This window comes from Micromonospora sp. DT53 (assembly GCF_049841535.1).
In the GTDB taxonomy this organism is placed as follows: Bacteria; Actinomycetota; Actinomycetes; order Mycobacteriales; family Micromonosporaceae; genus Micromonospora.
This window is the reverse complement of record NZ_JBNCKM010000012.1, coordinates 177,734-202,474: the sequence shown is the minus strand read 5'-3', so window position 1 is coordinate 202,474 and position 24,741 is coordinate 177,734. Positions and strand designations below refer to the sequence as shown.

26 protein-coding genes are annotated in these 24,741 nt (G+C 71.3%); 18 read left to right on the top strand and 8 right to left on the bottom strand.

The features are described 5' to 3' along the window. Positions 1 to 63 precede the first annotated feature (63 nt). The 7 genes from ACLQ3B_RS30695 (at position 64) to ACLQ3B_RS30665 (ending at position 4,436) form a co-directional block, all read left to right on the top strand. Entirely contained in the window at positions 64 to 429 is a 366-nt protein-coding gene (locus ACLQ3B_RS30695; RefSeq protein WP_425784164.1) for a hypothetical protein, read from the top strand. A gap of 59 nt (positions 430 to 488) precedes the next feature. Beyond that, positions 489 to 1,310, top strand: coding sequence for a DUF1206 domain-containing protein (locus ACLQ3B_RS30690; RefSeq protein ID WP_425784163.1), 822 nt, complete (start codon positions 489 to 491; stop codon positions 1,308 to 1,310). A gap of 83 nt (positions 1,311 to 1,393) precedes the next feature. Next, positions 1,394 to 2,581 (top strand): mechanosensitive ion channel family protein, encoded by a 1,188-nt coding sequence (locus ACLQ3B_RS30685; RefSeq protein WP_425784238.1) that lies wholly within the window; start codon positions 1,394 to 1,396, stop codon positions 2,579 to 2,581. A gap of 321 nt (positions 2,582 to 2,902) precedes the next feature. After that, positions 2,903 to 3,337: a phage holin family protein gene (locus ACLQ3B_RS30680; protein WP_030338239.1), complete on the top strand. Its 435-nt coding sequence runs from the start codon at positions 2,903 to 2,905 to the stop codon at positions 3,335 to 3,337. Then, positions 3,334 to 3,675, top strand: a complete 342-nt coding sequence (locus ACLQ3B_RS30675; RefSeq protein ID WP_425784162.1) for a DUF3618 domain-containing protein — start codon at positions 3,334 to 3,336, stop codon at positions 3,673 to 3,675. Before ACLQ3B_RS30680 ends, ACLQ3B_RS30675 begins: the two co-directional genes overlap by 4 nt. Then, positions 3,672 to 3,944, top strand: a complete 273-nt coding sequence (locus ACLQ3B_RS30670) for a DUF4235 domain-containing protein (protein ID WP_130400249.1) — start codon at positions 3,672 to 3,674, stop codon at positions 3,942 to 3,944. Before ACLQ3B_RS30675 ends, ACLQ3B_RS30670 begins: the two co-directional genes overlap by 4 nt. A 288-nt stretch (positions 3,945 to 4,232) precedes the next feature. Further along, complete coding sequence (locus ACLQ3B_RS30665; protein ID WP_030338233.1) at positions 4,233 to 4,436, top strand: cold-shock protein; 204 nt, start codon at positions 4,233 to 4,235, stop codon at positions 4,434 to 4,436. A gap of 121 nt (positions 4,437 to 4,557) precedes the next feature. Here the strand turns inward: ACLQ3B_RS30665 and ACLQ3B_RS30660 are convergent, their stop codons facing one another. Together ACLQ3B_RS30660 and ACLQ3B_RS30655 are read right to left on the bottom strand one after the other, a co-directional pair. After that, a complete protein-coding gene (locus tag ACLQ3B_RS30660) occupies positions 4,558 to 4,749 on the bottom strand; it encodes a hypothetical protein (protein WP_425784161.1) in 192 nt (63 codons plus the stop codon). A gap of 91 nt (positions 4,750 to 4,840) precedes the next feature. Next, a complete protein-coding gene (locus tag ACLQ3B_RS30655) occupies positions 4,841 to 5,824 on the bottom strand; it encodes an aldo/keto reductase (protein ID WP_425784160.1) in 984 nt (327 codons plus the stop codon). A gap of 83 nt (positions 5,825 to 5,907) precedes the next feature. Between ACLQ3B_RS30655 and ACLQ3B_RS30650 the strand changes: the two genes are divergently transcribed. Together ACLQ3B_RS30650 and ACLQ3B_RS30645 are read left to right on the top strand one after the other, a co-directional pair. Beyond that, positions 5,908 to 6,702: a trans-aconitate 2-methyltransferase gene (locus ACLQ3B_RS30650; RefSeq protein WP_425784159.1), complete on the top strand. Its 795-nt coding sequence runs from the start codon at positions 5,908 to 5,910 to the stop codon at positions 6,700 to 6,702. Beyond that, a complete protein-coding gene (locus ACLQ3B_RS30645; protein WP_425784158.1) occupies positions 6,699 to 7,721 on the top strand; it encodes an adenosine deaminase in 1,023 nt (340 codons plus the stop codon). The genes ACLQ3B_RS30650 and ACLQ3B_RS30645 overlap by 4 nt, the downstream gene beginning before the upstream one ends. Before the next feature lie 234 nt (positions 7,722 to 7,955). On the opposite strand, the gene ACLQ3B_RS30640 is transcribed toward ACLQ3B_RS30645, so the two are convergent. Both ACLQ3B_RS30640 and ACLQ3B_RS30635 read right to left on the bottom strand, forming a co-directional pair. Further along, entirely contained in the window at positions 7,956 to 9,359 is a 1,404-nt protein-coding gene (locus ACLQ3B_RS30640; protein WP_425784157.1) for a HAMP domain-containing sensor histidine kinase, read from the bottom strand. Positions 9,360 to 9,388: 29 nt separating this feature from the next. Continuing rightward, positions 9,389 to 10,078, bottom strand: coding sequence for a response regulator transcription factor (locus tag ACLQ3B_RS30635; RefSeq protein WP_091401712.1), 690 nt, complete (start codon positions 10,076 to 10,078; stop codon positions 9,389 to 9,391). A gap of 73 nt (positions 10,079 to 10,151) precedes the next feature. Here ACLQ3B_RS30635 and ACLQ3B_RS30630 point away from each other — a divergent pair, with 73 nt between their 5' ends. Next, positions 10,152 to 11,072: an ADP-ribosylglycohydrolase family protein gene (locus tag ACLQ3B_RS30630; RefSeq protein ID WP_425784156.1), complete on the top strand. Its 921-nt coding sequence runs from the start codon at positions 10,152 to 10,154 to the stop codon at positions 11,070 to 11,072. A 195-nt stretch (positions 11,073 to 11,267) separates the two neighbouring features. Here the strand turns inward: ACLQ3B_RS30630 and ACLQ3B_RS30625 are convergent, their stop codons facing one another. Further along, positions 11,268 to 12,242, bottom strand: coding sequence for a DUF1775 domain-containing protein (locus tag ACLQ3B_RS30625; protein ID WP_425784155.1), 975 nt, complete (start codon positions 12,240 to 12,242; stop codon positions 11,268 to 11,270). 203 nt (positions 12,243 to 12,445) lie between these two features. On the opposite strand from ACLQ3B_RS30625, the gene thrS reads away from it, so the two are divergent. Next, a complete protein-coding gene (gene thrS, locus ACLQ3B_RS30620) occupies positions 12,446 to 14,455 on the top strand; it encodes a threonine--tRNA ligase (RefSeq protein WP_425784154.1) in 2,010 nt (669 codons plus the stop codon). Positions 14,456 to 14,739: 284 nt separating this feature from the next. On the opposite strand, the gene ACLQ3B_RS30615 is transcribed toward thrS, so the two are convergent. Beyond that, a complete protein-coding gene (locus ACLQ3B_RS30615) occupies positions 14,740 to 15,468 on the bottom strand; it encodes a D-Ala-D-Ala carboxypeptidase family metallohydrolase (protein ID WP_425784153.1) in 729 nt (242 codons plus the stop codon). A gap of 213 nt (positions 15,469 to 15,681) precedes the next feature. Between ACLQ3B_RS30615 and ACLQ3B_RS30610 the strand changes: the two genes are divergently transcribed. From ACLQ3B_RS30610 to ACLQ3B_RS30595, 4 genes are all read left to right on the top strand, one after another. Then, positions 15,682 to 16,581: a hypothetical protein gene (locus ACLQ3B_RS30610; protein ID WP_425784152.1), complete on the top strand. Its 900-nt coding sequence runs from the start codon at positions 15,682 to 15,684 to the stop codon at positions 16,579 to 16,581. After that, a complete protein-coding gene (locus tag ACLQ3B_RS30605) occupies positions 16,574 to 17,212 on the top strand; it encodes a hypothetical protein (protein ID WP_425784151.1) in 639 nt (212 codons plus the stop codon). Before ACLQ3B_RS30610 ends, ACLQ3B_RS30605 begins: the two co-directional genes overlap by 8 nt. 8 nt (positions 17,213 to 17,220) lie before the next feature. Next, positions 17,221 to 17,946, top strand: a complete 726-nt coding sequence (locus tag ACLQ3B_RS30600) for an endonuclease/exonuclease/phosphatase family protein (RefSeq protein WP_425784150.1) — start codon at positions 17,221 to 17,223, stop codon at positions 17,944 to 17,946. A gap of 132 nt (positions 17,947 to 18,078) precedes the next feature. After that, complete coding sequence (locus tag ACLQ3B_RS30595; protein ID WP_425784149.1) at positions 18,079 to 18,621, top strand: HIT family protein; 543 nt, start codon at positions 18,079 to 18,081, stop codon at positions 18,619 to 18,621. 43 nt (positions 18,622 to 18,664) lie between these two features. Here ACLQ3B_RS30595 and ACLQ3B_RS30590 read toward each other — a convergent pair whose 3' ends face one another. Then, positions 18,665 to 19,147, bottom strand: coding sequence for a hypothetical protein (locus ACLQ3B_RS30590; protein ID WP_425784148.1), 483 nt, complete (start codon positions 19,145 to 19,147; stop codon positions 18,665 to 18,667). Between the two features lie 99 nt (positions 19,148 to 19,246). On the opposite strand from ACLQ3B_RS30590, the gene ACLQ3B_RS30585 reads away from it, so the two are divergent. Then, positions 19,247 to 20,305, top strand: a complete 1,059-nt coding sequence (locus ACLQ3B_RS30585; RefSeq protein ID WP_425784147.1) for an aldo/keto reductase — start codon at positions 19,247 to 19,249, stop codon at positions 20,303 to 20,305. Between the two features lie 410 nt (positions 20,306 to 20,715). On the opposite strand, the gene ACLQ3B_RS30580 is transcribed toward ACLQ3B_RS30585, so the two are convergent. Further along, the gene (locus ACLQ3B_RS30580) at positions 20,716 to 22,872 is read right to left on the bottom strand and encodes an elongation factor G-like protein EF-G2 (RefSeq protein WP_425784146.1); all 2,157 of its coding nucleotides are present in this window, start codon (positions 22,870 to 22,872) and stop codon (positions 20,716 to 20,718) included. Positions 22,873 to 23,121: 249 nt separating this feature from the next. On the opposite strand from ACLQ3B_RS30580, the gene pgsA reads away from it, so the two are divergent. Both pgsA and ACLQ3B_RS30570 read left to right on the top strand, forming a co-directional pair. Next, positions 23,122 to 23,751 carry a phosphatidylinositol phosphate synthase gene (gene pgsA, locus ACLQ3B_RS30575; RefSeq protein WP_425784145.1) on the top strand — a complete coding sequence of 210 codons (630 nt, stop codon included), beginning with the start codon at positions 23,122 to 23,124 and terminating at the stop codon, positions 23,749 to 23,751. Positions 23,752 to 23,797: 46 nt separating this feature from the next. Then, positions 23,798 to 24,727 (top strand): phosphatidylinositol mannoside acyltransferase, encoded by a 930-nt coding sequence (locus ACLQ3B_RS30570; protein ID WP_425784144.1) that lies wholly within the window; start codon positions 23,798 to 23,800, stop codon positions 24,725 to 24,727. Positions 24,728 to 24,741: the final 14 nt, after the last annotated feature.

The following is a 24,741-nucleotide window of genomic DNA, read 5'->3' as shown; positions in this document are numbered from 1 at the left end:
CGTCGGCCGGCGGGTGATCACGGTTGCGCGGTGCCGTCGCCGATGTCTCGTACTCTTGGCGAGGTGACGAACCGACCCGCCACCATGCCCATTCCCTCCGTCCGCCGCGCCGCCGGTCTCGTCGCCGGTCTGGCGCTCGGCCTCGCCGTGCTCGCCGGGTGCAGCTCCCAGGGCGCCTCCACCGACTGTGCGGTGGACGCCTGCACAGTCACCTTCGAGCGGGGGGTCGACGCGAGCACCACCATCCTGGGCGTCGAGGCCAAGCTGGTCGGCGCCGAGGGTGACCAGGTGACAGTCGAGGTCGCCGGTGAGCAGCTCACCCTCACCACCGGCCAGCAGGCCGCCGAGGCCGGCGGCTTCGCGGTCACCCTGGACAGCGTGACCGACCAACAGGTCAAGATCCGCGTATCGCGTAACCCGGGCAGCTGATCCGGCCGGGTGGCGGTGGCCGACGTTTGGGAATCTTCAGAATCGGAGATTGTGACGCCATGTCACTCACCCGTAGCGCCGAAGCCACCGCCTCCCGAACGGCGGACAGCCGGTGGCTGGAACTCCTCGCCCGGGCCGGCTTCATCGGCTACGGCATCGTCCACCTCCTGTTCGCCTGGTTGGCGTTGCAGATCGCCTTCGGCACGTCGTCCGACGACGGCGACCAGTCCGGCGCGCTGCGTACCCTCTCCGCACAGCCCCTCGGCAAGTTCCTGGTCATCGCCGTCGCGGTCGGCCTGCTCGCGATGGCGATCTGGCAGGCGCTGGAGGCGGCGGTCGGGCACCAAGCCGAGCGCGGCAAGGAGCGGGTCATGGAACGGCTCGCCTCGGGCGGCCGGACCATCGTCTACCTCTACTTCGCCTGGACCGCCTTCAAGGTCTTCAAGGACGCCGGGTCGAACAGCGCCGACCAGCAGGAGGCGTTGACGGGCAAGCTGATGACCTCCAGCGGTGGCCGCTGGCTGGTCGGCCTGGCCGGGCTGGTGGTCGCCGCGATCGGCATCGGCCTGGTGATCTACGGCGCCCGGAAGAAGTTCGAGAAGCACCTCAAGACCGGCGAGATGAGCCCGAAGACCCGTCAGCTCGCCCGCCGGCTGGGCATGGCCGGATACATCGCCAAGGGCGTCGCGTACGGCATCTCCGGTCTGCTGGTCATCGTGGCGGCGGTGAACTACGACCCGGAGAAGGCCCGTGGTCTGGACGCCGCTCTGCACACCCTGCGTGAGCAGTCGTACGGCATGTTCCTGCTGGCCCTTGTCGCCCTGGGCATCGCCGCCTTCGGCGTCTACTGCTTCCTCCAGTCCCGGTACCGCAAGGTCTGAACTGGTCGATTCCCGGGCCGTCGGGCACTCTTGGGCTTTTGCCCGAAGTGCCCGACGCCTGGTTGAAGGGGAGCACCGAAGCCGTGCAGAACTATCTCGAAACGGCCGTCGCCGCGCTCGTCGCGGCGGCGGTCGCCCTCTTCCTGGTCGAGGTCGTCCACCGGTTGACCCGCCGGTTCGGCCGCCGGTCACTACTGCTGACCGAGTTGACCGACCACGCGCACCGCCCGTTCCAGGTCGCCGCGACGGTCCTGGCCGTGCAGTTCGCCGCCCGCTTCAGCACCGGGTACGCGGTAGGCGAGAGCTGGCGGCGACTGCTGCTGCACCTGCTCATCCTCGGCGTCATCGCCACCATGGCCTGGCTGGTCGCCGGTCTGCTGATCGTCGTGGAGGACACCGCGCTGGCCCGGTTCCGGGTCGACGTACCGGACAACCGGCACGCCCGACGCGTACGGACCCAGGTGGTGATGCTGCGCCGACTGACCATCGCGGTGATCGTCATCCTGACCGTGGGCGTGATGCTGATGACGTTCCCCAGCGTGCGGGGCATCGGCGCCGGCGTGCTCACCTCGGCCGGTGTGGTCGGTGTGGTGGCCGCGCTCGCCGCGCAGAGCCTGCTCGGCAACGTCTTCGCCGGCCTCCAGCTCGCCTTCAGCGACGCCGTCCGGCTCGACGACGTGGTCGTCGTCGAGGGGGAGTGGGGTCGCATCGAGGAGTTGACCCTCAGCTACGTCGTGGTGCAGATCTGGGACGACCGCCGGTTGATCCTGCCCACCTCGTACTTCACCAGCAAGCCGTTCCAGAACTGGACCCGGACGGAGGCGGCGGTACTCGGCACCGCCGAATTCGACGTGGACTGGGCGGTGCCGGTGCAGACCATGCGTGAGGAACTGCGCCGCCTCGTCGAGGGCACCGAGTTGTGGGACGGGCGGGTCTGCGTCCTCCAGGTCACCGACGCCACCGGCGGGACGGTGCGGTTGCGCGCGCTGGTCAGCGCCGCCGACGCGGGCAGTCTCTGGGACCTGCGCTGCCTCGTCCGGGAGCACCTGGTCGCCTGGATCCGGGACCACCGCCCGACCGCGATGCCCCGGCTGCGCACCGAGCTTGGCGACTCCACCAGCAACCTGCCCTGGCAGTGGGTGCAGCCGAGGCGGCCAGCTCGACGCCTGTCCGACACCGAGGCGCCCGACGACGCACGTGTCTTCGGCGGGAGCGACGACGGCGACGCCCGCAGCGAAGCCTTCGTCGGCCCCGAAGAAACCCGCCCCTAACGCCCCGCCCCCGCCCTGCCCCGCCCCCGCCCCGCCCCCGCCCCGCCCCCTGTTGATCATGAAGTTATTGCCTCCTGCGGCGGCGTGTTTCGGCAATAACTTCATGATCACCGCAGTGGGGTGGAGGGGGTCGGTTGTGGGAGGTTTGGTCGGGCTTGGGTGGGGGATGTGCTGCCGGACGTCTCTGCGTGATCACGGCGGCTCGCCGCGGGTTGGCGGCGCGGCGTCAGACAACGGGGACGGTGAGCTGGTTGACGCGCTCTAGGATTGACGAGCGACGACTTCGGGCATACAGCGCGGTGATGAGGAAAGGAGGACAGCATGGCTGACGTGGCGAAAGCCCGCACATCCCAGAACGGGAGCGAGCCCTCCACCGCCGAGCTGGTGCAGCGGGCCACCGAGCAGATCTCCCGCCTCGTGCGGGACGAACTGACGCTGGCCCGAGCGGAGTTGACCCAGAAGGGTAAACACGCGGGCATCGGGATCGGCCTGTTCGGCGGCGGTGGCGCGCTCGCGTTCTTCGGTCTGGGCGCGCTGGTCGCCACGGCGATCCTGCTGCTCGACCTGGTGTTGCCCGCCTGGGCCGCGGCGCTGATCGTGGCGGTGGCCTGTTTCCTGGTGGCCGGCATCCTCGCCCTCGTGGGCAAGAAGCAGGTCAGCCGTGCCGTCCCGCCGGTTCCGGCGGCCACGGTCCGCAGCCTCCGGGCAGACATGGACACCGTCACCGCCGCGGTGAAGGACAGGGGGCGGCAATGACCGGCAACGGGACCGGCGACACGGAGGCTCTCCGCGAGGAGATCCGTCGCACCCGTGTCGAGTTGGGCGAGACGATGGAGGCGTTGGCCGCCAAGGCCGACGTCAAGGCGCGTCTCAAGGAGTCCGCCGAGCAGGCCAAGGAGCGGATGCGTGAGCAGGCGGCGCAGACCGTCGCTCGGGTTCGCGGGCAGGCCGCGCGTGGCGCCGGGATGGCGCGAGAGCAGGCGTACGACAAGGGCGAGTTGGTGCGCCGCAACCCGGTGCCGTGGGCGGCCATCGCGGCCGGTGCGGTGGCCACCGTGGTGGTGCTGATGATCGTGCGGGGGAGGCGTAGGTGAGTAAGAGCATCGGCAGGGTCGCGTATCGGCCGGTCGGCGTGCTGTTGGGTATCGCCGCGGGCACGGTGGCCGGGGCAATCTTTCGGCAGGTCTGGAAGGTCACCGCGGGCGACGGCGAGGCGCCCAACGCGACCGACGAGGATCGCGGTTGGGGCGAGATCCTGGCCGCCGCGGCGTTGCAGGGCGCCATCTTCGCGGTCGTCCGGGCCGCCGTGGACCGGGGCGGCGCGGTCGGCGTCCGCCGGATGACCGGCAGCTGGCCGGACTGACCAGGCAGCGACTTCAGCCCCCTTCCCGCATCGATGGGAAGGGGGCTTTCGCATGGCATCGCACGCCGCCCAGCGCACCTGAGGCATCCGTCAGGTCACATGTCGGAGAAATTCGTCGGAGAGGTCGTGACAGACTTTTTGCGTCCGTGATTTGCTGGTCCCCGCTGTTGCGAGATGGCGTGGGTTGAGAGAAGTCTCCTTCGTGGGGCCGCCTCAGGCGCCGCTGCTCAAAAACGGCCAATCGGCCGGACGGCGTGCACGGCCGCCAGTTTTTAGAGGGAGATACACATGGCTCAGGGAACCGTGAAGTGGTTCAACGCTGACAAGGGCTTCGGCTTCATCACCGTCGATGGTGGGGGTGCTGACGTGTTCGTCCACTTCTCGGCCATCCAGACCAGCGGCTACCGCTCGCTGGAGGAGAACCAGCGGGTGGAGTTCGAGATTGCTCAGGGTCAGAAGGGCCCGCAGGCTGAGCAGGTCCGTCCCATCTGAGTGAGACGGCCGGCCCCCGCCGGCCAGTGGGACGATCCAGCCCAAGGGTCGCTGGAAAGCCCCGCATCCCAACTGGGATGCGGGGCTTTCGCCTGCTCGGGCTCACTTGCGGAGCGACAGGTCAGCGTCGACGCGAGCGCAGACCGAGCCAGAGCACCACAAGCCCGGCCAGCGCCACGAGCGGGCCGACCACCGCCCAGATCTTCTGGTCGGTCATCACGCTGCCGCTGACGTAGCCGAGGCCCTGGACCGTCCACACCGCACCGATCACCACGGCCAGTAGGCCGAGGGTGAGCGGAAGCCAGCCTCTCATCGCGTCGTCCCCTCTCCGCCGCCCGGGGCGGGGCGCCGCCGTCCAGCATCGCCGGCCGGACGACGCGACGCGAGCACCCCGGGCGCGCGGGTCACCACCGGTCGTGCACCTGCGGGCGGATCAGCTCGTCGTAGGTCTCGCGGACGGCTGCCAACTGCTCGTCGGTGAGCGGGGACAGGGCCGCCGCGGCGGCGTTGCGTCGGGCCTGCTCAGCGTCGCGGGCACCGGGGATGACCACGGTGACGCCCGCCTGGTCCAACACCCAGCGCAGCGCGAACTGCGCCATCGTGCGGTCCGCGTCGACAAGCGGGGCCAGCCGGCGTACGGCGGCCAGACCCCTGTCGAAGTCGACTCCGGAGAACGTCTCCCCGACGTCGAAGGCCGCGCCGTTCCGGTTGTAGTTGCGGTGGTCGTCGGCGGGGAACTCGGTGTGCTCGTCGTAGCGGCCGGAGAGCAGGCCGCTGGCGAGCGGCACGCGGGCGATGATGCCGACACCGGCTGCCGCGGCGGCCGGCAGCACCCGCTCCAGGGGCTTGTGGCGGACCGCGTTGAGGATGATCTGGACGCTCGCCACCCCCGGTCGGGCGATCGCGGTGAGGGCCTGGTCGCAGGTTTCGACGCTGACCCCGTACCCGGCGATGGCCTTCTCGGCGACGAGGGTGTCCAGGCCGTCGAAGACCTCGTCGGAGGAGAAGACCGCGGTGGGCGGGCAGTGCAACTGGACCAGGTCCAGGGTGTCCATGCCCAGGTTGGCCCGGGAACGGTCGGTCCACTGCCGGAAGTTGGCCAGGGTGTACGCCTCCGGCCGCTGCTCGACGCGGCGGCCCATCTTGGTGGCGACGGTCAGCCCGGCGTCGGGTCGGGTGCGCAGGAAGCGGCCGATCAGTTGCTCGCTGCGGCCGTCGCCGTACACGTCGGCGGTGTCGAGGAAGGTGACCCCGGCGTCGACGGCGGCGGTGAGCACCGCCATGGCGTCGTCCTCGCTGACGGTGCCCCAGTCGGCACCGAGTTGCCACGCGCCCAGGCCGACCGCGCCAACGGTCCGGCCGAGCCGGTTGAAGCTGCGCTGTTCCATGCCCCGAGCCTAGTGATCGGGTTGCCACCCTGCCACGCGAGCCGTACCTTTAGCAGTACGGACGTACGGTTTGGAGGGCGACCATGTGGGATCCGACGACCTACCTGCGCTTCGGCGACGAGCGGTCCCGGCCGTTTCACGACCTCGTCGCACGGGTCCCGGCCGAGCGGCCCCGCACGGTGGTCGACCTCGGCTGCGGCCCCGGCCAGCTCACCGCCACCCTCGCCGAGCGGTGGCCGGCGAGCCGGGTGCTCGGCCTCGACTCCTCACCCGACATGATCGAGCGGGCCGAGGCCCTCGGCGCGCCCGTCGACTTCGCGGTCGCCGACCTGCGCGACTGGCGTCCCGCCGGCGACGAGGACGTGGTGGTCAGCAACGCGGCGCTGCAGTGGGTCCCCGGCCACCAGGAGCTGCTGCGCCGCTGGGCCGCGGAACTGCCCGCCGGCGCCTGGCTGGCCATGCAGGTCCCCGGCAACTTCGCCGCCGACTCGCACCGCGCCCTGCGCGAGGTCGCCGACCGGCCGACCTGGCGGGCCACGGTCGCCCCGCTGCTGCGCGCGGACCCGGTCGACGACCCGGCCGACTACGCGGCGCTGCTGACCGCCGCCGGTTGCGCGGTGGACGCCTGGGAGACTACCTACGTGCACCTGCTGCCGGCTCGACCCGCCGCCGAGCACCCGGTGCTGGCCTGGATGGAGGGCACCGCGCTGCGCCCGGTCCGGGCCGCACTGGACGCCGCCGGCTGGTCCGCCTTCCGAGCCGAGCTGGGAGTACGGCTCACCGCGGCGTACCCGGTGCGGCAGGGTCAGGTGTACTTCCCGTTCCGCCGCGTCTTCGTCGTCGCCCGCACCGGCGACCATGCCCAGGAGAACCCGTGACCGACCTGCCCACCTTCATCGCCGGCCTGCCCAAGGTGGAGCTGCACGTGCACCACGTCGGCTCCGCCTCACCCCGGATCGTCGCCGAGTTGGCCGCCCGCCACGAGGGACGCACGCCCGTGCCGGCCGACCCCGACGCGCTCGCCTCCTACTTCGAGTTCCGCGACTTCGCGCACTTCATCGAGGTCTACCTCAGCGTCGTGGACCTCATCCGCGACCCGGAGGACGTCTGGATCCTCACCCACGAGGTGGCCCGGGAGCTGGCCCGCCAACAGGTCCGGTACGCGGAGCTGACCATCACCCCGTACTCGCACGTTCGACGGGGCATTCCCGCGCCGGCGTTCTGCGAGGCCATCGAGGACGCCCGCAAGCGCGCCCTGGCCGACTTCGGCATCGAGCTGCGCTGGTGCTTCGACATCCCGGGCGAGGCCGGCCTGCCGGCAGCCGAGGAGACGCTGCGCATCGCGCTGGACGAGCGCCCGGACGGGCTGGTCAGTTTCGGTCTGGGCGGCCCGGAGATCGGCGTACCCCGACCGCAGTTCCGGCCCTACTTCGACCAGGCCCGCGCCGCCGGTCTGCGCTCGGTGCCGCACGCCGGGGAGACCACCGGACCGCAGACCGTCTGGGACGCGCTGAACGAGCTGGGCGCCGAGCGGATCGGGCACGGCATCTCCGCCGCGCAGGACCCGCAGCTGCTCGCATACCTGGCCGAGCGCCAGATCGGGATGGAGATCTGCCCGACGTCCAACGTCCGCACCCGGGCGGTGGCGACCCTCGACGAGCACCCGCTGCCCCGGCTGGTCGAGGCCGGGCTGCTGATCACCATCAACTCCGACGACCCGCCGATGTTCGGCACGACCCTCAACGACGAGTACGCGGTGGCGGCCCGCCTGCTCGGCGTCGGCGCCGAGGGCCTGGCCGGGCTGGCCCGCAACGCGGTGACCGCGTCCTTCCTCGACCCCACAGGTCAGCAGCGGATCCTCGCCGAGATCGACGCGTACCTCGCCACTGCCGGCTGAGCCGGTCGGCTGGTTGGTCGGTAGAGCAGGGCGCGCGGCGGGAGTGTGGGTGTGGGGGGACCTGTGACTCCCGCCGCGCGCGCGGCTCCACCGGCCGCGGGTGCGTGGTGCGCGCGGCCGGTGGAACTGGTGGGTTCGTGCTGTGATCCTGTCAGCCCGCGGCCGATCCAAGGCGGTCGTTAACCGCGATCTAAGGAAGACTTGCGCCGGCGCACAGCCCCGGGCTCGGCCGGATCAGTCGTCGGTGGGGCGCTGGCGCGGCCAGCGACGTCCGCTGGCCTTCGTGTCCCGGACGTCGCGGGCCATCCGACCGACCAGACCGAAGCGGCTGACCTGCCGGGGCGTCGCCTCCGGGTCGGCCAGCAGCATCACCACGCTGGCTCCGCCCAGCCGGGCCCGGTCGATGCTCACCGAGCCGTTGGCCTGCAACGCCACCCGTTTGGCGATGTCCAGGCCGAGCCCGGTCGAGCCCTGGTCGCTGGTGCCTCGGCGCAACGCCCGGTCCGGGTTGGCGATGCCAGGGCCGGCGTCGTCGATCCGGATCGCCACGTAACCGTCGCGCCGGGACACGGCCACCTCGAACGCGGTGCCCTGCGGGGTGTAGCGGAAGACGTTGCCGATCACCGCGTCCAGCGCGGCGGCCAGCTCGGCCCGCGGCACCGGCGCCGGGATGCGCAGCTGCGCGCCGTTGACCCGCTGCGGGCGGTTCTGGTCGCCGGCCAGCGCCGCCCAGAACACCATCCGGTCCCGGACCACCTCACTGACGTCGCACATGGCCGGCCCGGCCTCGTGCGCCACCGACTTGCGGGTGGTCTTGATCAACACGTCGATCTCACCCTCCAGGGTGACGATCGCCTGCCGGATCCGCCGGATCCCGCGTAGCCGGTCCAACTCGGCCGGGCTGAACGAACCCACGCTTGTGTCGTCGGACTCCAACGCCTCCGCGTCCAACCGCAGCACCGTCAACGGGGTACGCAGACGATGCGACAGGTCGGCCACCAACTCCCGCTCGTCGGTGCGGGCGGCGTCCAGCCGGTCAGCCATCCGGTTGAAGGCGTACCCGGCCTCGGCCAGCTCGCGCGGACCGGTCGGCTCGACGCGTACGCCGAGGTCGCCGTCGCCGATGGAGAGCGCGGCCTTGACCAGACCCCGGGTCGAGTCCACCGCACGGGCGGCGACCCGGTCGACCACCAGCACCGCCGCGCCGGCCATCGCCGCACCCACCGCGAACAGCAGCAGCCAGGTGCCGCCGGCGCCCTCGCCCAGCGTCGACTCTGGAAGGAACACCTCGACCACGGCCGTCCGGTCACCGAGGACGACCGGGTCGAGCCGGACCACACCCCCGTCGACGTCGACGACCAACGACTGGCGCTCGGAGCGGGCCCGGTCCAGGTCGCCGCCGCTGGCCCGCCCGGCGGACTCGTCCAGCCCCAACCCGTGCACCACGGGCCGGGTGGGTGCGCCCTCGGCGCTGGCCACCACGGCACGCTCGACGACCGCCGGGTCGGTGCTCACCGCCAGCGCGCCGGTCACCAGCGCGCTGCGCCGCGCCGCGTCGGCGATCGCCTCGTCGCGGCTCTGCTCCCGCAGGCTGAGCCCGAGCGGGATCAGGAACGCGAGCGCGACGAGACTGCACATGCCGGCCGTGAGCAGGGCCAGCGCCGTCCTCAGTCCGGTGCCACCAGCCGGAACCCGACCCCCCGCACGGTGCGCAGGTAGCGCGGCTTCGCCGCGGACTCGCCCATCTTTCTGCGGAGCCAGTACAGGTGAACGTCGATGGTCTGATCCTCGCCGACCGATGGCTGCCGCCATACCTCCTCCAAGAGTTCCCGGCGGGACACTACCCGCCCAGGTCGTGCGGCGAGATACGCCAACAGGTCGAATTCCTTGCGGGTCAGCGCCAGCGGCTCCCCGTCGAGCTGGGCGCTGCGCTCGCCCACGTCCACCCGCAGCCCGCCGACGCTGTGCACCGCGGGCTGCACGGACCGACTGGCCCGGCCGGCCCGGCGCAGCACCGTGGTGATCCGCGCGTCCAGGTGCGCACCCGTGAACGGCTTGACCATGTAGTCGTCGGCGCCGGCGCGCAGCAGCTTGACCACCGACTGCTCGTCGTCGCGGGCGGTGGCGATGATGATCGGAACGTCGGTGATGCCGCGCAGCATCCGCAGCGCGTCCGAGCCGTCCAGGTCGGGCAGGCCGAGATCGAGCACCACCAGGTCGGGTGTCTCCGCGGCGACCCGACGCAGGGCATCCAACGCCGTACCCACGGCGTGCACGGCATGCCCCCGGTCGGTGAGGGACCGCAGCATCGCGCCGCGTACGACGTGATCGTCTTCGACCAGGAGCACGGAGGCCACGACAAGACCGTACTTGGCCTGGCAAGTTGATCGCGTTGCGGCGTGCCTGGCGACCGGGCAAGCTGGTACGACGATGTCGTTCACCCTGTTCGCCGATGCCCGCCTGGCGCTCGCCCGGGACAGCCTCGCCGGTCTCTCCACCGGCGACGCCCTCGGCGCGCAGTACTTCCTGCCGGGGCGGGCGCCCGAGGATCTCGCCGTCGACGCCCTGCCGCCGGCGCCCTGGGACTGGACCGACGACACCGAGATGGCCTGCTCGGTGCTCGCCCAACTGGCCGACTCCGGCAGCATCGACCGGGACCGGCTGGCCCTCTCCTTCGCCGAGCGGTGCGCCCCGCACCGAGGCTACGGCGCGGGGGCGATGCTGATCCTGGGGCTGATCCGCAGCGGCACCCCGTGGCCCCTGGCCGCCGCCTCCGCCTTCGACGGGCAGGGCTCCTGCGGCAACGGCGCGGCGATGCGGGTCGGCCCGCTGGGCGCGTACTTTGCCGACTCGACCGCGCGCGCCGCGGCGCAGGCCCGCGCCTCCGCCGAGGTGACGCACGCGCACCCGGAGGGGATCGCCGGCGCGGTCGCCGTCGCCGTCGCCGCCGCGCTGGCCGCCCGGGCCCGCCTCGACGGCCACCGGCCGGCCCCGGAACGGCTGCTCGCCGGGATCGCCGGCGCGCTCGACCCGGGCACCGAGGTGCACCGGGGCGTGCACCGGGCGGCCGGGCTGCTCGGCCGCCCGCTGCCCCGGGTGGTGGCCGCGCTCGGCAACGGCTCCCGGGTGACCGCCCAGGACACCGTCGGGTTCACCCTGTGGGTGGCCGCCACCCACCTCGACGACTATCCGGCGGCCATCGAGACGTGTGTACGGGCCGGTGGGGACCTGGACACCACGGCCGCCATCGCGGGGGCGGTGGTGGCGGCGCACACAGGCGTCGGCACCCCGGGCGGGGTGCCCGAGGCGTGGCTGGCCGCCCGCGAGCCGCTACCTCCCTGGCTGCCCTGACCCCGGGATTTGCCCCGGCCAACCGGGCCGCCTGCGCTGCCCTGCGCCTGCGCTGCCCCTGATCAACTCGGCTTCCTGCACATCGGGCTGTCCCGGCGGCGGGGATGCCGCGGTTTCCTGAAAGCCGAGTGGATCACCGCAAAGTCGGGCGGTCCGTGCGGCTTGGACGCCACGGTTTCCGGGAACCCGAGTGGATCACCGCGATGCCGCGGGAACAGCGGCCCGGGGGTCGGCGGATTGCGGGTCGGCGGGCGTCGGGTCTGGCGTTGCGGCGTCGTCTCCACGGCCCGTTATCTCGGCCAGCATTGCGTCGGGCGTCGGGTCTGGCGTTGCGGCGTCTGCGCGGCCGGTTATCTCGGCCAGCGTCGCGGTCTCGTCCGGGTCGTCGGTCACCTCGGCGAGCGCGGTGGCCTCGCCCGGGCCGCGTCGGCGCCACCGGCTGACCAGCCAGCCGATCGCGGCGCCACCGCCCAGCCCGGCCAGCAGGCCGGCGGCCAGCATCCCGTCGGCATTGCCCTCGTCGGCGCCGTCCGCCCTCGCCGGTGGCGCGGCGTCCACACCGCTGTCCGGAGCAGCCGGAGCGCCGGCCGCCGGGCCGCCGTGGCCACCGTGTGCGGCCGGACCCGGCGCTCCGGGCGCCGCCGGCAGCAGGGTGAGCGCCGGGGCTCGGTGCGCGCCGGCGGCGTCCGCCCACCGGACCACCGTCCCGTCGGCGTACGTCTGGACGACCTCGAAGGTGAGCCGCTCGGCCTGCGGCATCGGCCCCATGGAGAGCGCCAACCGGGCCGGCCCGGGATCGCTCGCGCCGACCCGGACCCAGGTCACCGCCGTGGTCACCGTGGTCACCCCGGAGGAGTGGATACCGGCCAGCGGCTCGTCCAGGGTGCGGGAGCTGATCCGGGGCGCCCACCCGTTCACCGACATGGGATACACCTCGGCGATCGGCGCGTCGGCCGGCAGGCGGACCTCGATCTGGTTGGTCTTCGTGCCGGCCCGCTCCTCCGGCACGGTGAACTCCAGCCGTACCGCGTCGCCCTGCCGGGCCTCGGTCGGGGTGGTCGTCACGTCCGCCGCGTACGCCGTGCCAGGCCAGAGCAGCAGGCCAGCGGCGGTCACCGCGGTCGCCGCCACGATCCGCCGCCGACGGCCACCGCCGTGCGTGCTCGCCATCTCGTGCCCCCATCCGTGTCGACGCGGCCGGCACCGGTTTCCGGCCACACCTTCTAGTTCGGCTGCGGGGCGCGAAAGGTTCAACGCCGGCGGTAAGGAAGGTGCCGTTCCCGGGTCGGGGGCGGGGCGACCGATAGCATCGGCAGGAGCCGAGGACCGGCACCGTTTCGTACCGCTTGTTCGTACCGCTTCGAGGAGTCACCGTGTCCGCACCCCGTACCCCCGCCGTGGCCGACCCCGTCGTCGTCGCCGCCGGGACCACGGCGGCCGACGCGGTGGCCGCGGCCGGACTGCCCGCGAACGGCCCCAAGGCGATCGTCGTGGTCCGCGACCCGCAGGGCCAGCTGCGCGACCTGGACTGGATGCCGGCCGAGGAGACCGTCGTCGAGCCGGTCAGCCTGGACTCGCCCGACGGGCTCACCGTGCTGCGCCACTCCACCGCGCACGTGCTCGCCCAGGCGGTGCAGGACGTCTTCCCCGAGGCCAAGCTGGGCATCGGCCCGCCCATCGAGAACGGCTTCTACTACGACTTCGACGTCGCCAAGCCGTTCCAGCCCGATGACCTCAGCAAGATCGAGAAGCGCATGCAGGAGATCATCAAGAGCGGGCAGCGGTTCCGACGCCGCCGCTTCGGCAGTCTGGACGAGGCGCGCGCCGAGCTGGCCGACGAGCCGTTCAAGCTGGAGCTGATCGAGACCAAGGGCGAGGGCCTGGACACCGACGAGGTGGTGGAGGTCGGCGGCGGCGAGCTGACGATCTACGACAACCTCGACGCCAAGGAGGACAAGGTCTGCTGGTCGGACCTGTGCCGGGGTCCGCACCTGCCGACCACCCGACTGATCGGCGCGTTCAAGCTGATGCGCTCCGCCGCCGCGTACTGGCGGGGCTCGGAGAAGAACCCCCAACTGCAGCGGGTGTACGGCACCGCGTGGCCGACCCGCGACGAGCTCAAGGCGTACCTGAAGCTGTTGGAGGAGGCCGCCCGGCGCGACCACCGCAAGCTCGGCGCGGACCTCGACCTGTTCAGCTTCCCCGACGAGATCGGCTCCGGCCTGGCGGTCTTTCACCCCAAGGGCGGCGTCATCCGCCGGGAGATGGAGCACTACTCGCGGCGGCGGCACGAGGAGGCGGGGTACGAGTTCGTCAACACCCCGCACATCACCAAGGCGCAGCTGTTCCAGACCTCCGGTCACCTGCCGTACTACGCGGACACCATGTTCCCGCCCATGCAGCTGGAGGGCGCGGACTACTACCTCAAGGCGATGAACTGCCCGATGCACAACCTGATCTTCAGGGGGCGCGGGCGGTCGTACCGGGAGCTGCCGCTGCGGCTGTTCGAGTTCGGCACGGTCTACCGGTACGAGAAGTCCGGCGTCGTGCACGGCCTGACCCGGGTCCGTGGCCTGACCCAGGACGACTCGCACATCTACTGCACCCGTGAGCAGATGGCCGGCGAGCTGTCCACGCTGCTCAGCTTCGTGCTCGACCTGCTGCGCGACTACGGCCTGGACGACTTCTACCTGGAGTTGTCGACCCGGGACGACTCGCCCAAGTTCATCGGCGCCGACGAGGACTGGGAGGAGGCCACCGAGGCGTTGCGGACCGCCGCCGCGACCTCCGGCCTGGAGCTGGTGCCCGACCCGGGCGGCGCGGCGTTCTACGGGCCGAAGATCTCCGTGCAGGCCCGCGACGCGATCGGCCGGACCTGGCAGATGTCCACCATCCAGGTCGACTTCAACCAGCCGGAGCGGTTCGGGTTGGAGTACCAGGCCGCCGACGGTAGCCGGCAGCGGCCCGTGATGATCCACCGTGCGCTGTTCGGGTCGATCGAGCGGTTCTTCGGGGTGCTCACCGAGCACTACGCGGGTGCGTTCCCGGCCTGGCTCGCGCCGGTGCAGGTGGTGGGCATCCCGATCCGCGAGGACCACACCGACTACCTGCACGGCTTCGTCGCCGCGCTGCGCGCCGAGGGCATCCGTGCCCAGGTGGACGCGGGTGACGACCGGATGCAGAAGAAGATCCGGACGGCCCAGCAGCAGAAGATCCCCTTCATGGTGATCGCCGGTGACGACGACGTGGCCGCCGGCACGGTCTCCTTCCGCTACCGCGACGGCTCCCAGCGCAACGGGGTGCCGATCGCCGAGGCGGTGACCCACGTGCTGGACGTGGTCAGCTCGCGGACCAACATCGGCCCCTCCGCCGCCGCGGAGTAGCGGGACCACCACGCGGCCCGCGCGGCGCCTGGCCGCTTGCCGCATGATCGTGCTCGCGCGCGGTCCGCTCGTCGCCGGCTTGCCGCGCGCTTGCCGCATGATCGTGTTCGCGCGGTCCGCTCGTCGCCGGCTTACCGCGCGCTTGCCGCATGATCGTGCTCGAACATGGAAGTACATGGAAGTAGTGGCCTCCCCGGTGCGGGAGGCCACTACTTCCATGTTCGAGCACGATCTTCGGCCGGCGGTCGGGGCGGGAGGTCGGCGCTCCGGGGCGGTGTCGGGTGTCAGATGCCGCAGTTCGGCGCTGACCAGCCCCCGACCGCCGCCACATGGGTGTGGTCGTTGTGGTCCGGGTAGCCGGGGCCGAGGATCTGCCCGAAGCCGTGGTTGCGGGCCTGCTGCGCCAGCCGGCAGAACGACGGGGACCCGACCAGGTCCACCCCGTCGCCGTACAGGTGCCGGCTGTTCGACGCTCCGCCGACCGCGCTGTTGCAGGCGTAGCTGCGGAAGCTGCTGCTGATCGCGATGGCCACGTCCCCGAGGGCGTGCCGCATGGCCTGGAGTTTCCACATCGAGACGAGGGCGTTGAACCGGGCGGTGCTCGCCGAGACCGCGCCGCCGGACCAGTCGCTGTTGCACTTGTTCAGCTCGGGGTAGCTGAAGTTGGCCGGGGTGCAGTCGTCGTCCTGGAGGGCGTAGAGCCGGTTGAACGTCTGTGGGCCGGCGATGCCGTCCGCGGGCAGCCCGTACGCCTGCTGGAAGCGGATCACCGCCGATCGGGTTCCCGGGCCGTACGCGCCGTCGAGGGCGAGCACCGCGCCGTAGCCGGGGTAGCCGGCGACCCGGATCTGGAGTTGCCGGACGTCCTCCCCGGACGCTCCCTGGGCCAGGGTGCGTCCCCAGGTGTAGCAGCCGTCCGCCTGGGCCGCGCCGGCAGTGAGGGTGACGCCGGCCACTGTGGTGGCGGCGGTCAGCGCAAGTGCCGCGAGGAGCCTGCCGAGCCGTCGGATCATGGAGCCCTCCATCACTGCATGGACGTGCATGGATGCATGGAAGTTTCAGGCTTTTGGCATTGATCCGTCAAGAACTTGCAATGGTGGCTTGCCGTCGGAGGGTCGTTCGGTCCGCCCGCGCGGCTCGTGCCACCGGCGGGGCGGGCCCGCCTGGGCAGCGGGGCGTCGGCGCGGTCTTCCATTCATTCGCCGGTGACCGGTAGCCTCTTCGATGTGAGGCTGCCCGAGAGTAAATATCTCCGCCGAGCTCTATTCGGGATTGCTGCTCTTTGTCTCCTTCTTCTGGCGGTCATCCAGTACCTGCTCTTGCCGGCAGACGGAAACAGAACAGACAACCTCAAGGCGGTTGGCGCCAATGTGGTGGCCAACCTGCTGACCTCCTTGATCGCGTTTCTCGTTGTCGCCGGAGTGATACTGTTGCTGCTTCCTCCGACCCCGGACAGCCGCGAGGTGAAGGTTGTCAGCGGACGGGATCGCGCCGCCACCCTGGACGAGGGCAGGCGGTCGACCACTTTCTGGTGGTTCAGCGGAGGCCTGGGCAGATTTAATCGGGCTATTGTGATACCCGAGCTCGCGACTGCGGCGAGACGATCCAACTCCGCTCGCTCCATAGTTCTCCTCACCCTGGATCCGGATTCTCCCGCAGTATGTTCGACGTATGCCGAGCTGCGCGCCGCGAGACGCTCGGGGCGAGGGCAGGAATGGACGGAAGCCTCGGTCCGCACCGAGATTCTGGCAACGGTGTTGGTCGCATTCCAGTGGCGCGATCGCGAGCCCCTGCTCGAGGTGGAGGTTCGCCTCAAGCAGACCTGCTCGTTGACCCGCCTCGAGATCAATGACTCCTTCGCTATTCGTACGTCCGAGGATCCGGCTGAGTCGGCGCTCGTCTTTCCCCGGGAAGTTCCGTTCTACTCTCTCATGCAGGAAGACTTTCGCCTGGACCGCAAGCAGGCGCGCAGCATCAGCGCAACCCCGCTTCCTGCGACTGTTGACACGGCGGCTCTCCGAACCTGGTTCGTCCAGATCGGCGTCAGTTGTGCCCAGCAGATGTCGGATTCGGAAATTCGGGAAGTTGTCGATGTGGCCGCGAGCAGCAGGAGTCCCTATGGATGAGGCTACGGAATTCGCGATCTACCTACTCTCGGCACCCGACGGGCGAACGTTCGACGAAGTGTTGAATGCTCTCCGCGAGGTCGGGGTCGAACGGCTGGTCGATCCGAGCCGAATGCATCGGCACGTGCTGGGTTTCGTTCAGCTCAGGCTGGCCACGTCGGCGGACAAGGAGCTGCGCCTACACCACTGGCCGGCTGGCGTCTCCTTCTCCGAGGAGCCGCACACGCACCTCTGGGATCTGACCAGTTATGTCCTGGGCGGCGAGATCAGCAGTACGGAATATGCCGTGCGCCCCACGTCGAGCGAGAGTCCGCACCGGCTCTTCGTGGTGAAGCCGGCAGAAGCGGGAACCGTTCGGGAGCCAACGAGCCGACAGGTCACCGTTTCGGTTGTCAAGAGCGAGTCCCATGACGCCGGTTCCATCTATTTTGTGAAGCACGGGGTCTATCACACGTCCGAGCCATCCTCGGAGAGCGCACTCACACTGATCACCACGTCCGCCCCGATGTCCGATTATCCGCTTGTGGTGGCATCGCCACAATCGAGTCGGTCGGGACATGCCCCCATGACCCCGCCGACGATCCATGAAATTGACGAGTTCCGGAGAGCACTGTGGCAGGCGATCGAATGACGCTTCGAGTGGCAACATGGAATCTTCGCGAGGCGTCAGCCGCAGCTTCCGATGATCCGTTCGATCCTTGGGAATTCGTGAAGGACCTCGACCTGGACATCCTTGCCCTGCAAGAGGTGCCGTTCGATGACGGAAACAGCTCCAAGGTGCTCTCGGCGATGCGTTCCCTGGCCGGCCTTCGGTATGCCGACGCGCTGCCACTGCATCCATCCGGATTCGGCGCGTCGATGTCAGGTCTGGCAACGCTTGCCCGCCACCCGCAGTCCGATCCGACCAGCCAATTCTTCGACCCCGGGGGCCAGGCGATCGTCGTCGGCGGCCGGTTGGAGAACGTGCACAACAAGGCGCTCAGCCGGGTCACGTGCTTCACTCAGCTCGGCTCGGTCGTACTGTTCAATCTCCACCTCTTTCCCTTTCAACGGATGGGCTTGAAGGCCTCGGACGAACGCTTCGAATCTGTCTGGCGGATCGTGCGGGGCCAGCTGGAATCCTCGAAGGAGCTGCCAACCATCGTGTTCGGAGACTTCAACACTCCGATTCGTGAGCTGGCGATGGCGACCGACGCCGGCTACTCGCGGGTCGTCGGCGACCGGGTCACCCACGAAGGCTTCGCCTCCGACGACATCCTGATCTCGCGACACTTCCGGGCCCGACGTGTAGAGCTGCTGGAGAATCCGTCGGATCACCTGCTGTGCTTCGCGGAACTGGAGATGCGCGAGCAGCCTGGCGACTAGGGCTCTGCCGCAGGTCGCAGGGGGCGGGCTAACCTGGTGCGAGAGATCAGGTCTTGCCGCCCCGAGCTGGCTCAGCGGCACGTGGAGCGCCGCAGTTCGAGGAAGCATCGACTGCCGAGCTGAAGGTGTTGGATGACCGGGGAGATGGTGCACGAGAACGGGTTGGCGGACGGGCTGGAACGGCTCTGGACGCCACACCGGATGGCCTACGTCTCGAGCGAGGATCGGCCCGAGGGCAGCATCGCCAAGCCCCCCGGATGCCCGTTCTGCCGCGCTCCCACCCGGCCGCCAGACGAGGATCTCGTCGTCGCGCGGGGCGTGCACGTCTACGCGATGCTCAACCTCTACCCGTACAACCCGGGGCACCTGTTGGTCTGCCCGTACCGGCACGTCGCTGACTACACCGACCTCGACACGGCCGAGACCATCGAGTTGGCGGCCTTCGCCCAGGACGCGATGCGCGTCATCCGGCACGTCTCCAACGCGCACGGCTTCAACCTGGGCATGAACCAGGGCGGGGTGGCCGGTGCTGGTATTGCTGCCCACCTGCACCAGCACGTGGTACCGAGATGGGGCGGGGACGCCAACTTCATGCCGGTGATCGCCCGCACGAACGTGCTGCCTCAACTGCTCGCCGACACCCGGGACCTGCTCGCCAAGGCATGGCCCGCCTGAGCGGTGGGCGGCGCCCGGCTGGGCGGCGTCCGCGCCGGTCCGGCTAGTCGGCGCGCAGCAGCGGGGTCAGCTCCGACCAGCTCTCCACCCGGTGTACGTGGGGCAGCAGCGCGGCGTGTGCGGCGACCTCGGCCCTGCGGGGTCGGAACAGGAAGCGGTACGGCACCGAGTCGAGGTAGCCGAGCACCTCCAGCTTGTCGTCCACGAAGTGGGTCAGGCCGAGGCGTCGAGCGATCGGCGCCTTGTCCGGTCGAGTGCGGCAGAAGTGCGCCCGCTCGACGGGGATGCCGGTGCGGGCCGAAAAGTCGTGGTGGGTCAACCACTGCCGGGTACGCCCCTCGGTAGCCTCCCCACACTTGGACACCAGATGCACCTCGTCGAACGCCGAGCCGAGTGCCGCGAGCGCGTCGAACGCCCCGTCGACGGCCGGGGTACGCAGGTAGTGGGCGCCGAAGAACGACGTGTCCGCGTCCTCGTCGGCCGGCTCGATGATCACACCACCGATGTCCACACCAAGTCGCCGCATGGCGTTGATCATGCCGCACCGTGACCGTCGTCGTGCGCTCGCGTGGCCGACCGCCGGATCTGCTACGCCCCGGCCCGCTCAAGGTGGCACGATCGGCCGATGGCAGTCACGACACGGACGTTGGGCCGCAGCGGCATCGAGGTCAGCGCCCTCGGTATGGGGTGCTGGGCGATCAGCGGGCCCTGGGCGGAGGGCACCCAGCCGCTGGGCTGGGGCGCGGTCGACGACGACGAGTCGGTACGGGCGGTACGCCGGGCGCTCGAGGAGGGCATCACCCTCTTCGACACCGCCGACACGTACGGGGCGGGGCACGGTGAGCGGGTCCTCGGTCGCGCGCTCGCCGGTCGCCGCGACGAGGCCGTGATCGCCACCAAGTGGGGCTACACCTTCGACGAGGCCACTCGGCAGGCCACCGGCGAGGACGCGTCACCCGCGTACCTGCGTGCTGCCGTCACCGCCTCGCTGCGCCGGTTGGGCACCGACCGGATCGACCTCTATCAGCTGCACCTGGCCGACCTGTCGGTGCCGAGGGCGCAGGCGCTGATCGGAACCTGCGAGGACCTGGTGGCCGAGGGCCTGATCCGCGCGTACGGGTGGAGCACCGACCGCCCCGACCGGGCCACCGCGTTCGGGCACGCCGCCGCCGGCGCCACCGCCGTGCAACACACCCTGTCGGTGCTACGCGACGCCCCCGAGCTGCTCGCCGTCTGCGACAAGTACGACCTGGCCAGCGTCAACCGCGGTCCACTCGGGATGGGGCTGCTCACCGGCAAGTACTCGGCCGGGTCGACCCTGCCCCGCGACGACGTACGCGGGCTGGCCCCGGGGTGGTTGGAGTGGTTCCGAGGTGGTCGGCCGGCACCGGAGTGGCTGCGCCGGGTCGGCGCCGTCCGTTCCGCGCTCACCGCCGACGGGCGCACCCTCGCCCAGGGCGCGTTGGGCTGGATCTGGGCGCGCAGCGGTCGCACCATCCCGATCCCGGGCTGCCGTACGGTCGCCCAGGTCGAGGAGAACGCCGCCGCGCTGCACCGGGGCCCGCTGCCGGCGGACCAGTTCGTCGAGGTGGAGCGTCAGCTCGCCGCCGTCCGGGCCGCCGCCCTCCGCGACGCCGACCGCCCCCACTGGCCCCGCCCCACCCACCCCACAGTCCACCCGTAACCACCCCCCCGACCCCCCCGCCCCGCCCCAACCGGGCCCCAGCCAGGCCCCGCGCCGCCCAGCCCCGCCCAGCCCCGCGCCGCCCAGCCCCTTGCCGCCCAGCCCCGCCCCGCCCAGCGCCCTTGCCCGCCCGCCCGCCCGCCCGCGGAGTTGTGGTGCCTCACAAATCGGGCATAGATCAGTTTTCTGCCCACCACAACTCCATGATCGACCCGTGAGGCCACCCCAGCCCTTGCCGATCTTGCACTTTCTGCGGGGACTCATGTCGCGACAGCGACATGACGGCGACAGGAAGTGCAAGATCGCCGGGGCAGGGCAGGGCAGGGCAGGGCAGGGCAGGGCAGGGCAGGGCAGGGCAGGGCAGGGCAGGGCAGGGCAGGGCAGGGCAGAGCGGGGCGGGGCTGGGCGGGTTAGGGGAGTTGTTCTTTGCGGGTCTGGTCGGCCAGGTGGACGGGCATGGGGTCGTGGCGGACGAAGTGGCGGCGGAAGGTGCCGGTGCCGGCCGTCATGGAGCGCAGCTCGACGGCGTACCGCAGCAGTTCGGTGGCCGGCACCTCGGCGCGGACGAGCGTGCGGCCCTCGGTGTCCGGGTCCGGTTCGGTGCCGAGCACCCGGCCGCGTCGGCCGGACAGGTCGCCCATCACCGTGCCCACCGAGCCGTCCGGAACCCGGATGGTGACCTCGTCGATCGGCTCCAGGAGGGCCGGCTGGCCACGCTCGGCGGCGTCGCGCAGCGCCAGGGCGCCGGCGGTCTGGAAGGCCGCGTCGGAGGAGTCGACGCTGTGTGACTTGCCGTCGACCAGGGTCACCCGCAGGTCCACCACCGGGTGGCCGGCGACCAGCCCGCGCTCCAGTTGGGCGCGGACGCCCTTCTCCACGGACGGGATGTAGTTGTGCGGGACCGCGCCGCCGACGACCCGGTCGACGAACTCGAAGCCACTGCCGCGGGGCAGCGGCTCGACCTCGATGTCGCAGACCGCGTACTGGCCGTGACCGCCGGACTGCTTGACGTGGCGGCCGTGCCCCTTCGCGGGCGCGGTCAGCGTCTCGCGTAGTGACACCCTGACCGGCTCGGTGTCCAGCTCGACGCCGCCGGCGCGCAGCCGGTCGAGCACCACGTCGGCGTGTGCCTCGCCCATGCACCAGAGCACCAGTTGGTGAGTCTCCGGGTTGCGCTCCAGCCGCAGCGTGGGGTCGCCGGCGACCAGGCGGGAGAGGTTGCGGGCCAGGGCGTCCTCGTCGGCGCGGCTACGGGCGGCGATCGCCACCGGCAGCAGCGGCTCCGGCATCTCCCAGGGGGCGATCAGCAGCGGGTCGTCAGTGGTCGAGATGGTGTCGCCGGTCTCGGCGCTGCCCGACTTGGTGATCGCGCAGATGTCGCCGGCCACGCAGAGCGACACCTCCCGCAGGGTGGCGCCCAGCGGGGTGTAGATGTGCCCGACCCGTTCGTCGGCGTCGTGGTCGGGGTGCCCGCGTTCGGCCATGCCGTGCCCGGAGACGTGCACGGTCTGGTCGGGGCGCAGCGTGCCGGAGAAGACCCGGACCAGCGAGACCCGACCGACGTGGCGGTCGATGGTGGTCTTGACGACCTCGGCGACGAGTGGCCCGGCCGGGTCGCAGCTCAGCGGCGGACGCGGCGAGCCGTCCACGCCGGTCACGGCCGGCACCTCGTGCTCCAGCGGCGACGGGAACGCGGCGGTCAGCACCTCCAGCAGCACGTCCAGCCCGACGCCGGTCTGGGCGCAGACCGGCACCACCGGGTAGAAGTGGCCCCTGGCGACTGCCTTCTCCAGGTCGTCGATGAGCACCTCGGTGCTGATCTCCTCGCCGTCGAGGTAGCGGTCCATGAGGGTTTCGTCCTCGCTCTCGGCGATGATCCCCTCGATCAGCTCGTCGCGCGACTCGTCGATGGCCCGCTGGTGCTCCGGGTCCGGGTCGCGGACGTCGGCGGGAAGCCCGGCGCTGTAGTCGAAGACCCGACGGGTGATCAGGCCGAGCAGACCCTCGGTGGACACCCCGTCGTCGCCGAGCATCGGCAGGTAGAGCGGCATCACGTTGTCGCCGAAGAGGCGCTGGCACAGCGCCACCGCCTCGTCGACGTCGGCGCGGGGCTGGTCCAGTCGGGCCACCGCGACGGCGCGGGGCATGTCGACGGCGGCGCACTCCTCCCACAGCGCGACGGTGGCCGCGTCCATGCCGCCCGCGGCGGAGACCACGAAGAGCGCGGCGTCGGCGGCCCGCAGCCCGGCGCGCAGCTCGCCGACGAAGTCGGCGTACCCGGGGGTGTCCAGCAGGTTGACCTTGATGCCGTTGTGCAGCAGCGGCGCGCAGGACAGGCTGACCGAGCGCTGCTGGCGTACGGCGGCGGGGTCGTGGTCGCCGACAGTGGTGCCGTCGGCCACGGCGCCGGCGCGGCCGATCGTGCCGGTCGCCGCGAGCAGGGCCTCGACCAGTGTGGTCTTGCCCGCCCCGGAGTGCCCGACGAGCACCACGTTGCGAACCCGCTCGGGCTCGGTCACCACAGGCGTGCCGCCGGTGGAACCCTTCTCGTGACTCTTCTGCGCCATGGGGCGCACCTCCCTCAGCCGGTGGTGGTGGCGACCGCCGCGCGACGGGGTGCGGCCCGGGGCGAGTGCGCGGCGTCATCCTCCGGTGGTCTGCTGCACAGCGGGAACGGGACGGGCGGACGGGTGAGCTGGCTCACCTCCCGGCTCGATCTCACACCCGTTGCCGGGTAGGCACAAGCCTCCCCCGGGCGGGTCGGCGGGACCGTCCGTATCGCCGGAGCTGGGCGGACCGTTATCGTGGGGACCGCCATGGCGAAGATCTTCCAAGTGTCGGCCCGCGCGGGGATGACCCGCGTCGTCGAGCCGATTGCCCGCGCCCTGCTGCGCGCGGGCGTCACCCCCAATGCCGTCACCGTCGCGGGCACCGTTGGTGTGCTCGTCGGCGCGCTCGGCTTCGGTGCCCGCGGCCACCTGGTCGCGGGCGCGTTGATCGTCACCCTGTTCGCGCTCACCGACCTGCTCGACGGGACGATGGCCCGGATGAGCGGTGGCTCCACCAAATTCGGCGCGTTCCTCGACTCAAGCATGGACCGGGTCGCCGACAGCGCCGTCTTCGGCGCGGTCGCGTACTGGCTGGCCACGCAGGGCAACCACTCCGGGGTGGCCGCCGCGTTGGTCTGCCTGGCCGTCGGCAGCCTCGTCTCCTACGTCAAGGCCCGCGCCGAAGGGCTCGGCATGACCTGCAACGTGGGCATCGCCGAACGCACCGAGCGGCTGCTGATCGTCGGGGTCGGCGGGATCCTCACCGGCGCCGGTCTCGATCATGCCCTGGAGGTCGCACTCTGGCTGCTCGCCGCCGTGTCGATCTTCACGGTGGGGCAGCGGATGGCGCACGTCCACCGCCAGGCCCAGCAGCTCCAGCCGGACGGCCAGGCGTGATCGGCGTGCCGGCGGCCCGGCCTCGGAAGACCGGCGGCCGAGTCGCGTGAACCTCACCGAGCTGGGCTTCGTCGCCGGGTGGCGGGTGGCCCGCGCGCTACCCCGGCCGTTGGTGGCGGCGGCGTTCCGGGCGGGCGCTGACCGCGCCCACCGCGCCGGCGGCGGGGGTACGGACCGACTGCGCGCGAACCTGCGCCGGGTGGTCGGCCCGGAGCTGCCCGACACCGAGTTGGACGATCTCGTCAAGCGTGGGTTGCGCTCGTACGCCAGGTACTGGATGGAGGCGTTCCGGCTGCCCGCCCTGAGCCGGTCGCAGATCCTGTCCGGTTTCCGGCTCGACGGCGCCGAGCTGCTCGCCGCCGACGTGGCCGCCGGCCGGGGCGCGGTGGTGGCGCTGCCGCACGCCGGCAACTGGGATGCCGCGGGCGCCTGGGTGGCGGCCAACGGTTGGCCGATCACCACTGTCGCGGAGCGGCTGCCCAAGGGCGTGTACGAGCGTTTCCTGGCCTTCCGGGAGGGCCTGGGGATGGAGATCCTGCCGAACCACGGCGGGCCGCGTCCGGCGTTCGACGTGCTGCTGGACCGCGTCCGTGCCGGTGCGGTGGTGCCGTTGCTCGCCGACCGGGACCTCTCCGCCCGAGGGGTGGAGGTGGACTTCTTCGGTGCGAAGACGCGGATGCCCGCCGGGCCGGCGTTGCTCGCGCTGCACACCGGTGCGCCGCTCTACGTGGCGTCGCTGTGGTACGAACCGGACGCCGCCCGTGCGTCGCTTGCTGGTCCGTTGCCGGTGCCGGGGCCCGAGGCGGGGCCACTGGACCAGCGGGTCCGGTCGCTGACCCAGCTGATCGCCGACCGTCTGGCGGCGGGTATCGCCCGGCATCCGGAAGACTGGCACATGTTGCAGCGGATGTGGCTGGACCAGGGGAGGTCGGGGGAGGGCGCGGCGCGGCCCTCGTCGGCCTCCGGTCAGGCCTGAGGAGGTGGGCTGAC

Coding starts and splice junctions, on each gene's coding strand:
- ACLQ3B_RS30690 (WP_425784163.1), top strand. CDS start 489: ATGTCACTCACCCGTAGCGCCGAAGCCACCGCCTCCCGAACGGCGGAC.
- ACLQ3B_RS30680 (WP_030338239.1), top strand. CDS start 2,903: ATGGCTGACGTGGCGAAAGCCCGCACATCCCAGAACGGGAGCGAGCCC.
- ACLQ3B_RS30675 (WP_425784162.1), top strand. CDS start 3,334: ATGACCGGCAACGGGACCGGCGACACGGAGGCTCTCCGCGAGGAGATC.
- ACLQ3B_RS30665 (WP_030338233.1), top strand. CDS start 4,233: ATGGCTCAGGGAACCGTGAAGTGGTTCAACGCTGACAAGGGCTTCGGC.
- ACLQ3B_RS30660 (WP_425784161.1), bottom strand. CDS start 4,749: ATGAGAGGCTGGCTTCCGCTCACCCTCGGCCTACTGGCCGTGGTGATC.
- ACLQ3B_RS30655 (WP_425784160.1), bottom strand. CDS start 5,824: ATGGAACAGCGCAGCTTCAACCGGCTCGGCCGGACCGTTGGCGCGGTC.
- ACLQ3B_RS30650 (WP_425784159.1), top strand. CDS start 5,908: ATGTGGGATCCGACGACCTACCTGCGCTTCGGCGACGAGCGGTCCCGG.
- ACLQ3B_RS30640 (WP_425784157.1), bottom strand. CDS start 9,359: ATGTGCAGTCTCGTCGCGCTCGCGTTCCTGATCCCGCTCGGGCTCAGC.
- ACLQ3B_RS30630 (WP_425784156.1), top strand. CDS start 10,152: ATGTCGTTCACCCTGTTCGCCGATGCCCGCCTGGCGCTCGCCCGGGAC.
- ACLQ3B_RS30625 (WP_425784155.1), bottom strand. CDS start 12,242: ATGGCGAGCACGCACGGCGGTGGCCGTCGGCGGCGGATCGTGGCGGCG.
- ACLQ3B_RS30615 (WP_425784153.1), bottom strand. CDS start 15,468: ATGATCCGACGGCTCGGCAGGCTCCTCGCGGCACTTGCGCTGACCGCC.
- ACLQ3B_RS30605 (WP_425784151.1), top strand. CDS start 16,574: ATGGATGAGGCTACGGAATTCGCGATCTACCTACTCTCGGCACCCGAC.
- ACLQ3B_RS30595 (WP_425784149.1), top strand. CDS start 18,079: ATGACCGGGGAGATGGTGCACGAGAACGGGTTGGCGGACGGGCTGGAA.
- ACLQ3B_RS30590 (WP_425784148.1), bottom strand. CDS start 19,147: ATGCGGCGACTTGGTGTGGACATCGGTGGTGTGATCATCGAGCCGGCC.
- ACLQ3B_RS30585 (WP_425784147.1), top strand. CDS start 19,247: ATGGCAGTCACGACACGGACGTTGGGCCGCAGCGGCATCGAGGTCAGC.
- ACLQ3B_RS30580 (WP_425784146.1), bottom strand. CDS start 22,872: ATGGCGCAGAAGAGTCACGAGAAGGGTTCCACCGGCGGCACGCCTGTG.
- pgsA (WP_425784145.1), top strand. CDS start 23,122: ATGGCGAAGATCTTCCAAGTGTCGGCCCGCGCGGGGATGACCCGCGTC.